Genomic DNA, 12333 nt, shown 5'->3' with positions numbered 1-12333 from the left:
GTGATTCGAATCCCCATTCTGGGAAGGAAAAAGCCTCGAAGCGAGTGATTACACTGGCTTCGAGGCTTTCTGGTTTTATTCGAGCGGAGATTATTAAAGTGCGTTACTCGATAGCCAATCCCGCGCTGACCGATCCGACGACTGATCCTGCAACCAGGAGACCACCGCCAGTAGCACTGGCTACTAGAAGCAGCCGCGTTTCCGTAGTAACGGGAATGCTCAATCCTGTGGTGACGTTATTGTACGTGCTTCCCACGGTGATAGTCGTTGGTATGACGATATCAACGAGCGCACCAGGGATCGGAGCGAAAACTTCACTTGGCCCAGTAGAGCTGTACACCTGCAATCGGTACGTCAGTGGAGTCAGAAGCGTTAGTCCCGCTGTAGCTGCAATATAACTGGCCAACGACGAAATGACGCCATCCCGTGGCAACGAAAACGCATAGTTGGTCAAGCCGGTAATCGTGATTGTACCGCCAAGTACGGTCAATGCCTGAGCAGATCCTCCGAAGCCGATCAAGCCAGGCAGACCTGCAAGACCTCCTACAAGAACGGTAACTGCAAGCGGTCCGCCGGAAGAGAATGGAATAATCGCGCCGCCGCCGCCTGTTGCACCCGTCGCGCCATCCGCGCCCGTTGCTCCCGTCGGTCCGGTAGCCCCGTCCGCCCCTGTTGCACCCGTCGCGCCATCGGCTCCGGTTGGTCCAGTCGCGCCATCCGCGCCCGTTGGTCCCGTCGGTCCGGTAGCCCCGTCCGCACCTGTTGCACCCGTTGCGCCATCGGCTCCGGTTGGTCCAGTCGCGCCATCCGCGCCCGTTGCTCCCGTCGGTCCGGTAGCCCCGTCCGCCCCTGTTGCACCCGTCGCGCCATCGGCTCCGGTTGGTCCAGTCGCGCCATCCGCGCCCGTTGCTCCCGTCGGTCCGGTAGCCCCGTCCGCCCCTGTTGCACCCGTTGCGCCATCGGCTCCGGTTGGTCCAGTCGCGCCATCCGCGCCCGTTGCTCCCGTCGTTCCGGTAGCCCCGTCCGCCCCTGTTGCACCCGTCGCGCCATCGGCTCCGGTTGGTCCAGTCGCTCCCGCAGCACCAGTAGCCCCGTCAGCGCCCGTTGCCCCGTTCGCACCGGTAGGTCCCGTAGCTCCGGTTGCACCCGTCGCGCCATCCGCGCCAGTGGCTCCCGTAGCCCCGTCCGCACCGGTAGGTCCCGTAGCTCCGGTTGCACCCGTCGCGCCATCCGCGCCAGTGGCTCCCGTAGCGCCGTCCGCACCGGTAGGTCCCGTAGCTCCGGTTGCACCCGTCGCGCCATCAGCACCAGTGGCTCCCGTAGCACCTGTCGCCCCCGTAGCACCTGTCGCCCCCGTAGCCCCGTCCGCACCGGTAGGTCCCGTAGCTCCGGTTGCACCCGTCGCGCCATCAGCGCCAGTGGCTCCCGTAGCACCTGTCGCTCCCGTCGCGCCGTCCGCACCAGTAGGCCCTGTAGCTCCAGTGGCACCCGTCGCGCCATCAGCGCCAGTGGCTCCCGTAGCACCTGTCGCTCCCGTCGCGCCGTCCGCACCAGTAGGTCCCGTAGCACCTGTTGCACCCGTCGCGCCATCAGCGCCAGTGGCTCCCGTAGCACCTGTCGCTCCCGTCGCGCCATCAGCGCCAGTAGGTCCCGTAGCTCCGGTTGCACCCGTCGCGCCATCAGCGCCAGTGGCTCCCGTAGCTCCGGTTGCACCCGTCGCGCCATCAGCGCCAGTAGGTCCCGTAGCTCCGGTTGCACCCGTCGCGCCATCAGCGCCAGTGGCTCCCGTAGCACCTGTCGCTCCCGTAGCCCCGTCCGCACCGGTAGGTCCCGTAGCTCCGGTTGCACCCGTCGCGCCATCAGCGCCCGTTGCTCCCGTCGCGCCGTCCGCACCGGTAGGCCCTGTAGCTCCAGTTGCACCCGTCGCGCCATCAGCGCCAGTGGCTCCCGTAGCGCCAGTGGCTCCCGTAGCACCTGTTGCACCCGTCGCGCCATCAGTGCCAGTGGCTCCGGTTGCACCCGTCGCGCCGTCCGGACCGGTAGGCCCTGTAGCTCCGGTTGCCCCGGTTGCCCCCGTCGCGCCATCAGCGCCAGTAGCCCCGTCAGCGCCCGTTGCTCCCGTCGCGCCGTCTGCTCCTGTAGGCCCCGTCGGTCCTGTTGCACCAGTAGCGCCGTCCGCCCCGGTAGGTCCCGTAGCTCCGGTTTCACCTGTCGCGCCATCTGCGCCGGTAGCTCCCGTAGCACCTGTTGATCCTGTGGCTCCCGTAGCGCCATCAGTGCCAGTCGCTCCCGTAGCACCGGTCATTCCTGTAGCTCCGGTAGCCCCGGTTGCACCCGTCGCGCCATCATTGCCAGTAGCTCCAGTAACACCGGTCATTCCAGTAGCTCCGGTAGCTCCGGTAGCACCCGTAGGGCCGTCATTGCCTGTAGCTCCGGTAGCCCCGGTCATTCCAGTCGCTCCGGTAGCCCCCGTTGCACCCGTAGCGCCATCATTGCCCGTAGCTCCGGTAGCCCCGGTCATTCCAGTCGCTCCGGTAGCTCCGGTAGCACCCGTAGCACCATCATTGCCCGTAGCTCCCGTAGCGCCAGTAGCTCCCGTAGGCCCTGTAGGACCTGTAGGACCAGTAGGACCAGTCGGTCCCGTCTCGCCAAGGTATGGGTCCTCGATACGAACGATTGCGGAGCCCTCGGTAACCGTGATATCCAGCGTGTCGGATACAAAGATCAGGTCTTCGCCAACCTCCACGACTGCCGAACCCACTTCTCCGATTACATTAAATAATGCTCCCTCTATCGTACCTGTTGCGCCTGTAGCTCCAGTGGCACCCGTCGCGCCTGCTAATCCAGGAAGTCCTCGAGGACCAGGTGCTCCCTCAGGTCCTGTTGCGCCAGGTCTGCCGCGTTTGCCGTCATCACCGCGTTTGCCGCGGCGTCCTCGTTCGCCGGTCGCTCCTGTAGGTCCGGTGGCTCCGGTTGGTCCGACCGGTCCGACCACTCCTCTTCTGCAGCGTTTGACGACAACGACTTTCTTTTCCTTTTTGCAGCTTTTTTTCTTGTCGCGTTTGTTGGAAGAGCTGGCATGAATGCTGATAGATTGACTGTTATTTTTCTTTTTCATATTCACTAGTTTGATTTGTCGATTTTTTTTTGTTGGTTTATCCAGTTGAAACACCTCCTTTTGAGCTTCTTCATAGTACGAGGCGGTGGGAGGTTTTGTATGTGCGTTTAGGAAAAAGTTTCATATTTTCGAGGATTAAGTAAGTAAAATGTGCGAATCTACCGGCTAATTCGAGGAATAGAAAACAATCTGTATATGTTCATAGTTGGTGTCCATACCTTCAAATGCTGATAAAAAATGGGGAAAAGACCAATAAGCCAATTCGTAGATACGGCTTATTGGTCTATGAGGATGTCGTTATTCGATCGTAATGCCCGCACTTCCATATCCTGCGACCGTATTGACAAGAGTCAAGCCAGTTGCCGTGATCGTAAAGCCCAGCAATAGCCTTGTTCCTGCTGTTACTGGAACAGCGAGGTCTGTCAACAAGCCATCCAATGGCTGGCCGATGGCTAAACTGCCGGTCAATGGAGGGGAGAGGGCGACTTCGGTTCCAGGAATGGCTGTCAGCGTATTGCTTGGTACAGGGGTACCGAACAGCTGAGCGCTGACGGTAACCGTTGAATCGAGAAGGGAGAGGGCCAAAGTTGTGCTGAAGAAAGCGGCTATCGATGTGATGATACCGTCTCTTGGTACGGAGAATGCGAAGTTCAACAACGTGCCGGCTCCGCCTGTCAGATCAATGCTATTGCCCGCGATCAGAATGGTAGGAGCGCTATTGCCGAATCCGACAAGGCCAACTGTTGACGCCAATCCGCCTACCGTAGATGCCAGCACAAGAGGCAAGCCGGAAGCGAAAGGAATGATAGTACCTGGACCCGCGGCGCCTGTTGCTCCGTCAGCGCCCGTCGGCCCGGTTGCGCCCGTAGCTCCCGTCGCACCTGCAGCCCCGTCAGCTCCCGTAGCTCCCGTCGCACCTGCAGCCCCGTCAGCGCCCGTCGGTCCGGTTGCGCCCGTAGCTCCCGTCGCACCTGCAGCCCCGTCAGCGCCTGTCGGTCCGGTTGCGCCCGTAGCTCCCGTCGCACCTGCAGCTCCGTCAGCGCCCGTCGGTCCGGTTGCGCCCGTAGCTCCCGTCGCACCTGCAGCTCCGTCAGCGCCCGTCGGTCCGGTTGCGCCCGTAGCTCCCGTCGCACCTGCAGCCCCGTCAGCGCCTGTCGGTCCGGTTGCGCCTGTAGCTCCGTCAACGCCCGCTGGTCCAGTTGCGCCCGTAGCTCCCGTCGCACCTGCAGCCCCGTCGGCGCCCGTCGGACCGGTCGCGCCTGCTGCTCCGGCTGCCCCCGTGGCACCGGTAGAGCCAGAGAGACCATTAGCGCCGGTAGGCCCGGCAGGACCGGTTGCACCTGTCGCTCCGATCGGTCCTTGCGGTCCCTGTGGTCCTTGAGGTCCAGCCGCTCCTTGCGTCCCCTGAGGTCCAGCATTGCCTTGCGGCCCTTGTGGTCCGACAGGTCCCTGGAGTCCAATCTCTCCGGTTGCTCCGGTTGCGCCCGTAGCCCCGGCATTCCCTTGTGGTCCTTGTACCCCTGGCACCCCTTGACCGCCAACGGCCCCTGTCGCTCCGGTAGCGCCTGTCGGGCCTACAAGACCGACGCCTATCGGACCTTGTGGACCGACCGGCCCGGCATTGCCTTGCGGTCCTTGAGGACCTTGAGGACCTTGGGGTCCCTGAGGGCCAACGGCGCCCTGAGGTCCTTGAACACCTTGATCGCCTCGGAAACCTTGAGGACCTTGAGGGCCGACCGAGCCCTGCGCACCTTGAGGCCCTTGGGGTCCAATGGGTCCTTGTGAGCCTGTGGCTCCTGTGGCACCAGTTGCTCCAGTCGCGCCGGGTGGCCCCCCGGCTGCCCCAGTAGGGCCCATTGGGCCCATTGGACCCATTGGACCCACCTGCCCAGGAAGTCCTGGAAGTCCTGGAATTCCCGGAATACCTGGAATTCCCTGAGGCCCCGCTGGACCTGTTGCTCCCGTTGCTCCTGTATGTCCACGTTTGCCGCGCTCGCCGTCATCGCCTTTTTTGCCGCGCTCCCCGCGTTCTCCCTGTGGACCCATTTCCCCGTTTGCCCCGGTCGGACCCATTGGGCCTATCCAGTCGTCTGGATGCCCGTGTCGATTTTCGCTGCCGGTTGCTTGAACGACGATCCGTTTTCTCTTTGTGCCGTATCTCTTGCCTCTGTGCTTATGTTTTGCAGAAGATCCGCCGCCGCTGTATTTGCTAACGAAGACGAGCTGCTTCTTCGCGGAGCGGCTTCTATTTTTGAATGGTTGTTTCAGTTTAAGCACCTCCTAGTTGTTTATCCATCTTACGGCGCGATAGGCATTCGTGATTGGGTGCAATAGCCCGAATCGCTAGGCGCTTGACTATTTTTACGAAAAATGGGCGATCTCGGGCAAGTACGCCGTCATCGCATTTCAAACGCCAGGCATTGACAAAAAAACGGAGAATAGCTATCCTATTTATGAAAGTGATAATCATTATCAATATAATATAAGGGGAAATCAATCCATGCGAACGGATACCCATAAACCGTGGAACTGGCTGCTGTTCCCGTTCTCGTCGGTGAAAGCGACCCCGTACGGCGTGTATGCGGGTTCGGTCGGTTACGGCGTATATGAAATAGACGGAAATTCCAATTGGGACAAGCTTGGCCAAGGACTGCCGGATTCGGCTAGTGTTCATCGGCTTCAGCTTCAACATGAGCATCTCCACGCCTGCACGAGCAAAGGGCTTTATGAATGGACGGGGGAGCAATGGGAGAACGACGGGCTCTCGCTGCCCTGTTATCAATACCGCAACATCGGCGGCGCGCGTTATGCGGCTACGGATAACGGACTTTGGATGCGCACGGGGAGCAAGTGGGGCTTGCTGGCATGCGAGGGGAAACGAATTTATGATTTTATCAACCTGCCTCAGTACGTCATTGTCGCTCATGAAACCGGGATCTCGCTATACGACCGGTTTATGGATGAGTGGGCGGAGTTCGAGATGGAGCGGAGAGTCAGCAGTCTTGCGGTATTCCGCGGGCATCTGATTGGCGCGAGCGACGAGGGCGAGCTGCTTGTCGGCGATAAGCAAGGCAGATTCGACCGGATCACATTCGGAGGGAAGTTTATCTTCTCCGTGACCACCAGGGGCAAGAACGTGTATGTCTGCACGGATCAGGGCTTGTTTTCGCTGGCTTACGTGGCAGATCGGCTCGTCCTGATGTCCGTCAAGCTGGGCTTTCCCGTGACGGATGTCGACGTGCTAGGAGAAAGGTTATATATGGCGACGCTGTTCCAGGGCGTTCAGTCCATCGAGATATAGTAGAGAACATGCCGTATTACGTGCGGCTGGATTCGGGAGAGGAGCCTGCAGATGCCGAAGGTCATCGTGCTGTACACAAGCTTGACGGGCAATACCGAAGAAATGGCGGAGGCGATTGCCCAAGGCGCCAAGGAATCGGGCTTCGAGGTCGTATGCAAGGAAGCCTATGACGCCAAACCGGCGGAGCTGCTGGAATACGATGCTATCGTTATAGGCGCATATACATGGGGAGATGGCGAGCTGCCGGATGAATTCCTCGATTTTTACGAGGATATGGATGGATTGGACCTGTCCGGCAAGCAAGCGGCGGCGTTCGGTTCCGGCGACGCGAGCTATCCCGTATATTGCGGGGCGGTAGATCTGATCGAGGCAAAGCTGCAGGAGCTTGGCGCGTCGATCGTATGTCCCAGCCTGAAGTTCGAATACAATGCTTCGGGCGAAGAGAAGGAAGAAGGCAAGCGTATGGGGGCAATAGTGGCAGGTGCATTGTGCAAAAGCTGATGCCGCCGCTCGTTCGAATCGAAGATGTTAAGATCGAGCAAATGCTTCGAGGAGGAGGTGAATCCCCACGCAGTCAAGACGAGAAGGGGAGACGCAAGGAGAGCTGGTCTAGACTCGTACTTTTGTCTGTATGCCTCGCGGTCCATGATATTTGCGTGGTGCCTCGGCAAGAACGGACGGAAGCCTTGGTGGAAGAAGCGTGCCTGCGCAGCTTCTCCAACCGGCATCAACAGTTCCACTCCGGCGAGCATTATCTTCAGACGCGTTGCGATATCATTCGGCATTTGCAGAGGTTTATGGTCCAGGACCCGTGCGATGGAGAGGTAATGGCGCGCTTCGAGTCGTTCACGGTATATGTGGAGGAGCTGGACATGGAGCTGACGCAGCAATTCCACCTGATCACTGTGCAAGATCAGGCCGACGGGGAAGGCGGCTATATCGTCCAAAAGCTGGTCGCCGACGAAAACCCGGAGTCGTTGGAGCTGTATTTTCACATGACCGTCGTATTCGGCATGTGCGCGTTCGGCCGGCTGCCTTCTCGCGTAGAAGCGTTGGTACCTCTAAGCGGCCGGCGTTTCACTTGGAAGCCGGAATGGCGGCAATGGCAGAGGTCGCTGGATTATATGCGGCTGGTGAAGTCCATGCTGGAGGGCTCCGAGGAGACATCCGGCAGCCGACACGCGCTTCCGGCTATGTGAGCGTGCAAGTGCGATAACGGCATCGTCCGAAGCATGCCGCACAAGTGTTCAACCAATTAATTTCAGTCCGATGACGCAGCCAATGACGCCTGCAATGCAGACGATGCGCAGCAGGCTCTTGGATTCCTTGAAGAAGGTCATGCCCACTACGGCTGCCCCTACCGTGCCGATTCCCGTCCACACGGCGTACGCGGTAGATAACGGAATCGTCTCCAGCGCGCCGAGCAGCAATTGAAAGCTGATTATGAATCCGCCGATCAGGATCAGATTATTGGTCCAGTTGTTGTTCTCCGCGACGCGCTTGATTCCGATGACCCCGACAATCTCCATCATGCCTGCTCCGATTAACAACCACCATGCTTCGTTCATTTCTGTTCGCTCCCTCCGGCGCTAAGCTTCAATCCGATAATGAAGAGCAGCAATAGCAGAATAATGCCCACCTTGGCGGCGCTGATGGTGCCTTCCATGACGGCTTCGACTACGACGGTTCCGACCGTGCCTATGCCCGCGAATACCGCGTAGACCGTTCCGATAGGGAGCACCTTGGTGGCGCGTATGATGAGGTCGAAGCTGAGCAGCAGGGAGATCAGCACGACGAGTGAGGGCACGGCCTCGTATTTAAAGCCCATGGCCCATATGATTTCAAGCCCTCCGCCGGCTATGACGTACAGCCAAGCACGATTTTTGGACAGAGGCTTTTCCGCTTTAGGCGGCGCTTTCCGTTCGATTGTTTCGCTCACGATGATTCCCTTCCTTCATATCTTATTGTTGGACTTTCGCCAAATAGTTGTCCACGATCCGATCGATAAACGCCATCGTCTCGGAGTCGAGCCCCAATACCTTCGCTTCGTTGCCCGGCTCGGGGCGTATCCACTCCCAGTACTTGCCCAGCGTCTCGTCGCTGCCGCGGAACCAGTCTTCTCCGATATCGACCAGCCGTGCCGCGAGACGATGCTCGACCTCCGGATTCGGGGGAGCGTGACTCTGCTCGCGAACTTCGCGAAGCAAGGCGACCCATGCCATATTACGGGGGTCGTCCGTATCCAGTCGCGGAAGATCTTCCAAGATTTCGATCTCTTCCGGCTGGAACCGTGACTTCCGAAGGTTTGCACGAATTTTATTATCCTTGTCGATCTTCTGGTGATGCGCCATTTGCTGAATGAAGCCTAATACTTCGGTTGCGTTGACATCTCCGCGTATTTCCAGCGTGTAGAGCGTCGTATGCAACATGCGGTCCAGCAGATTAAGCCTATCGACTTCGTTGCGCACGGCTTCGATTTGGAGGCGAATGGCTTGTCTCCAGGCATCGACGCTGCTCGTTGTTTGCTCGGCGTCTTCGAAGACTGCCTTAATCTCTGCAAGCGTGAAGCCAAGATGCTTGAGGGTCGTGATATGCTGCAAGCGCAGAACGTCGTCCATGGTGTAATAGCGATAGCCGGATTCCGAGACGAGCGACGGCTTGAGCAGGTTCATTCGATCATAGTAGCGCAGCGTGCGGATCGTAATGCCGGCATCTGCCGCGAGCTTGCCTATTTTGTACACGGGAACGACCGCTCCTTCCATATGTTGCGTCAGGCTTGTGCTTCTAATAGTAAACTGTGACGTATAGGGGAGAGTCAAGCGATAAGACGAATTTTTACGCAAAATCATCCCGGAGACCGATGGGAAGGAACCATTTCGCGGAAAAAGTCGTTGTTGATTAGCTCGGTGCCGATTACAATAAGGTGGAGAATTTCTACAACAACGAGATTGCCATGCTGGGGGAGATTTTTTGTCAGACGATTTATTAGTGACGTTCCGATCGCCGCCGTTGCCTTTCTTTATCGAATCCAACCGTACGACTTACTTGCCGGGAGACGAGCATCCCAACCGGACGAACCTCGGCGTGTTCGACATGCTGTTCGTAAACGAGGGGACGCTTCATGTCGCGGAAGAGAATAATAGATGGACGCTGACGCCGGGAGACGTGCTTATCCTGAGGCCGGACAGCTGGCATTACTCCTTCAAGCCCTGCAATGAGGCCACGGTGTTCGATTGGGTGCATTTTCAGGCGGCGGGAGCTTGGGAGGAGACGCAGGGGAGCCAGCCGGGCACGCTGCGGGGCGACTATTACACGTATGCGATACGGGTGCCGAAGCGTATGAAGCTGAGCTATCCCGACGAAGCCAAGCTGATCTTCTCTCAGCTGCACGAAGCGGCCAAGAGCTCGTCCCACGGAGCATTTTGGGACCGGCAACAGCGGTTCCTCCATCTGTTGCAGATGATGGACGAAGGCTGGCGTTCCGATGCGGCGAAGGCTGCGGTATCGATCGCGGAGAGAGCCGCCGCCTATTTGAAGCTCAATTACCGGAGTACCATCAGCAACACCATGCTGAGCGAGGTGCTGGAGCTGCATACGAACTATATCACGCGCTGTATGACGGAAGTATTCGGCTGCACGCCTCAACAATATCTGCTCTACTACAGGCTTGATCAGGCGAAGCTGCTATTGATCAAGACGGATTGGACGATCGCGCGTATCGCCGAAGAGACGGGCTTCCGCCAAACGCCGCATTTCTCCAGACTGTTCGCCGCGCATACCGGCATGCCGCCTCTTAAATTTCGCAAACGTTTTACTACTTAGCATGGTGAGCGTAGTCATTCATGGTGTTAATCGGTCATGGCATGAAATATCGGCGGCGTGAAAGATGAAGCGCGTCGATTATTTCCTCCGCTGTGCATAATTTCCATTCACTTAACAAACACTGGTGTCAACAACGCAAGCATCCAGTGAGGAGTGAATGTGATGATTGAACGGTTTTCATTGACGGCGGAGATCGGCGAGCTGATGGATCAATTCCAAGTGCGCAAAAATATGAAGGGACACAAGGGTCGGTTCAACATAACCCCGACGCAGAATGTCACCATCATTATGAACGACAGGCATGACACGCGGGTCCTGCAAGAAGCAAGATGGGGGCTGTTCCCGTTCTGGGCGAAAGATTCCGTGAACACGGATTACAGCACCCTGTCGGAGAAGCCGTTTCTGGAGCGCATGCTGAAGCGCCAGCGCTGCATCATTCCTTGCAGCGGCTTCTACGGCCAAAAAACGTTCGGCCAGGAGCGCGACCCCCGCGTCATGCACACGGTTGTGCCGAACCAGCCCATTCTTGGCATACCCGGCATTTTCGATTGCTGGCGCCATGTAAACGGCAGGGAGGAAGTGCGGGCGTTTACGATGGTGACCGCTGCCTCTTCCGGGGCCATGTCCGTCTGGCAGCCCAACGTGCCGGTCGTGCTGGATGTGGAAGGCATGGAAGACTGGCTGAATCCGAAGTTGACGGAATTCAGCCGTCTGCGGAAACACCTGGAGCCCATGGAGAGCTACCTCATGCGCTCCTACCCCGTCACCAACGCAGTGCGCGACGACTGGTACGAGTCGCCGGACTGCGTCATGGAAATCCGGATGCCGGATTTCGCTTAGGGACAAATAAGAAGGCTGTCATCCAAATGGTCGTCCAGTGCGACTAGTTGGATGACAGCCTGTTTTTTGTTGCATCGGGTTAGGGGCAAGGCGGAGTGCATGTGAGTTCATGAATAAAGAATCCTTAACTGGAACGAAGTGAGGCTGCGTTGCTCATGCAACGCAGCCTCTTCACGATGTAAGAAACGTTCGTGCGGCACGACCGTCTCAACCCGCTGATCGGGTACGAAGGATCTCCGCGGTAAACAGCGGAACAACTTCGAACAGGTCGCCGACGATGCTGTAGTCCGCGATGCTGAAGATGGGGGCGTCGGGGTCCTTGTTGATGGCGACAATCGTACGCGACTGACTCATTCCGGCCAGATGCTGGATGGCGCCGCTGATGCCGCAAGCGATGTACAGCTGCGGCGTTACGACTTTGCCCGTCTGCCCGATCTGGAGGGCATAGTCGCAGTAGCCGGCGTCGCAAGCGGCACGCGAAGCGCCGACCGCGCCGCCAAGCGCCGCGGCCAGCGCTTGAAGCGGCTCGAAGCCCGCTGCGCTGCGCACGCCTCTGCCTCCCGATACGACGATGTCGGCTTCGGCGAGATCAATGCCGCCGGCCGTGCGGCGCACGACACCGCGCACGGCCGTCACCAGCGGCGGCACCGGGAAGGCCAGCCCGGTGACAGTGCCGCTCCTGCCGCCAGCGTCCAGCGGCTCGGCTGGCGGGAGATTGTTCGGGCGCACCGTGACGATCCACGGATGGCCGGGCTCGAAGCTGCGCCGCTCGAACGCCTTGCCGGCATAGAGCGGGCGGACGAAGGCGACGGTCCCGTCGCCGGACAGTTCGATCTCGGTGACGTCGGCAATATGGCCGGCACCGTGGGCTGCGGCAAGACGAGGCGCAAGCTCGCGTCCAGCCGCAGTATGGCCAAGCAGCAATGCGTCGGGACTGATTGCAGTCATTGCCGCTCCCAAGACGGCAGCGTAAACTTCGGGGGTGTAACTTTGGAGGGCGGGATTGTCGGCAACATGTACGACATCTGCGCCACGCGCCAGCAAGGCGTCGACATCATCCGCAGCGCCGCCCGAGCAAGCAACGATGGCATGCACGGCGCCATCGTTGCCAGCAAGGCGTCTGGCTGCGCCAAGCGCCTCCAGGGCAACTCGCCGTAAAACGCCATCACGGCGCTCCGCGTAGATTAATACCGTTCTGCTCATGATTCGTGACTCCTTTCGAAGCAATGTGAAAGTCAGCTATACCTACAGG

General features: G+C 59.0%; 11 protein-coding genes. 5 read left to right on the top strand and 6 right to left on the bottom strand.

The annotated features are described in order from the left end of the window. Positions 1 to 103: 103 nt before the first annotated feature. Both KJW29_RS21765 and KJW29_RS36530 read right to left on the bottom strand, forming a co-directional pair. Complete coding sequence (locus KJW29_RS21765; protein ID WP_246608322.1) at positions 104 to 3172, bottom strand: exosporium glycoprotein BclB-related protein; 3069 nt, start codon at positions 3170 to 3172, stop codon at positions 104 to 106. 243 nt (positions 3173 to 3415) lie between these two features. Next, the gene (locus tag KJW29_RS36530) at positions 3416 to 5395 is read right to left on the bottom strand and encodes an exosporium glycoprotein BclB-related protein (protein ID WP_281426277.1); all 1980 of its coding nucleotides are present in this window, start codon (positions 5393 to 5395) and stop codon (positions 3416 to 3418) included. A 223-nt stretch (positions 5396 to 5618) separates the two neighbouring features. Here KJW29_RS36530 and KJW29_RS21755 point away from each other — a divergent pair, with 223 nt between their 5' ends. The 3 genes from KJW29_RS21755 to KJW29_RS21745 are packed head-to-tail and all read left to right on the top strand — an operon-like array spanning position 5619 to position 7618. Then, positions 5619 to 6419, top strand: coding sequence for a hypothetical protein (locus KJW29_RS21755; protein WP_214626165.1), 801 nt, complete (start codon positions 5619 to 5621; stop codon positions 6417 to 6419). Between the two features lie 51 nt (positions 6420 to 6470). Beyond that, positions 6471 to 6920: a flavodoxin gene (locus KJW29_RS21750; protein WP_214626164.1), complete on the top strand. Its 450-nt coding sequence runs from the start codon at positions 6471 to 6473 to the stop codon at positions 6918 to 6920. Beyond that, a complete protein-coding gene (locus tag KJW29_RS21745; protein WP_214626163.1) occupies positions 6908 to 7618 on the top strand; it encodes a hypothetical protein in 711 nt (236 codons plus the stop codon). The genes KJW29_RS21750 and KJW29_RS21745 overlap by 13 nt, the downstream gene beginning before the upstream one ends. Before the next feature lie 48 nt (positions 7619 to 7666). On the opposite strand, the gene KJW29_RS21740 is transcribed toward KJW29_RS21745, so the two are convergent. From KJW29_RS21740 to KJW29_RS21730, 3 genes are read right to left on the bottom strand one after another with little or no spacing between them, the layout of a single operon-like run. Then, positions 7667 to 7987 (bottom strand): DMT family transporter, encoded by a 321-nt coding sequence (locus KJW29_RS21740; RefSeq protein ID WP_087572722.1) that lies wholly within the window; start codon positions 7985 to 7987, stop codon positions 7667 to 7669. Further along, positions 7984 to 8358, bottom strand: coding sequence for a DMT family transporter (locus KJW29_RS21735; protein ID WP_246608321.1), 375 nt, complete (start codon positions 8356 to 8358; stop codon positions 7984 to 7986). Before KJW29_RS21735 ends, KJW29_RS21740 begins: the two co-directional genes overlap by 4 nt. Positions 8359 to 8380: 22 nt before the next feature. Further along, positions 8381 to 9160 (bottom strand): MerR family transcriptional regulator, encoded by a 780-nt coding sequence (locus KJW29_RS21730; RefSeq protein ID WP_214626162.1) that lies wholly within the window; start codon positions 9158 to 9160, stop codon positions 8381 to 8383. Between the two features lie 229 nt (positions 9161 to 9389). On the opposite strand from KJW29_RS21730, the gene KJW29_RS21725 reads away from it, so the two are divergent. Together KJW29_RS21725 and KJW29_RS21720 are read left to right on the top strand one after the other, a co-directional pair. Next, entirely contained in the window at positions 9390 to 10241 is an 852-nt protein-coding gene (locus KJW29_RS21725; RefSeq protein ID WP_087572720.1) for a helix-turn-helix domain-containing protein, read from the top strand. Between the two features lie 162 nt (positions 10242 to 10403). After that, positions 10404 to 11081, top strand: coding sequence for an SOS response-associated peptidase (locus tag KJW29_RS21720; RefSeq protein ID WP_214626161.1), 678 nt, complete (start codon positions 10404 to 10406; stop codon positions 11079 to 11081). 207 nt (positions 11082 to 11288) lie between these two features. Here the strand turns inward: KJW29_RS21720 and KJW29_RS21715 are convergent, their stop codons facing one another. Beyond that, the gene (locus tag KJW29_RS21715) at positions 11289 to 12284 is read right to left on the bottom strand and encodes an electron transfer flavoprotein subunit alpha/FixB family protein (protein WP_214626160.1); all 996 of its coding nucleotides are present in this window, start codon (positions 12282 to 12284) and stop codon (positions 11289 to 11291) included. Positions 12285 to 12333 lie beyond the last annotated feature (49 nt).

This window comes from Paenibacillus agaridevorans (genome assembly GCF_018604145.1).
Taxonomy (GTDB): domain Bacteria; phylum Bacillota; class Bacilli; order Paenibacillales; family Paenibacillaceae; genus Pristimantibacillus; species Pristimantibacillus agaridevorans.
The sequence above is the reverse complement of the archived record's forward strand: the minus strand, read 5'-3'. Positions and strand labels throughout refer to the sequence as shown.

Coding starts and splice junctions, on each gene's coding strand:
- KJW29_RS21755 (WP_214626165.1), top strand. CDS start 5,619: ATGCGAACGGATACCCATAAACCGTGGAACTGGCTGCTGTTCCCGTTC.
- KJW29_RS21720 (WP_214626161.1), top strand. CDS start 10,404: ATGATTGAACGGTTTTCATTGACGGCGGAGATCGGCGAGCTGATGGAT.
- KJW29_RS21740 (WP_087572722.1), bottom strand. CDS start 7,987: ATGAACGAAGCATGGTGGTTGTTAATCGGAGCAGGCATGATGGAGATT.
- KJW29_RS21715 (WP_214626160.1), bottom strand. CDS start 12,284: ATGAGCAGAACGGTATTAATCTACGCGGAGCGCCGTGATGGCGTTTTA.
- KJW29_RS21750 (WP_214626164.1), top strand. CDS start 6,471: ATGCCGAAGGTCATCGTGCTGTACACAAGCTTGACGGGCAATACCGAA.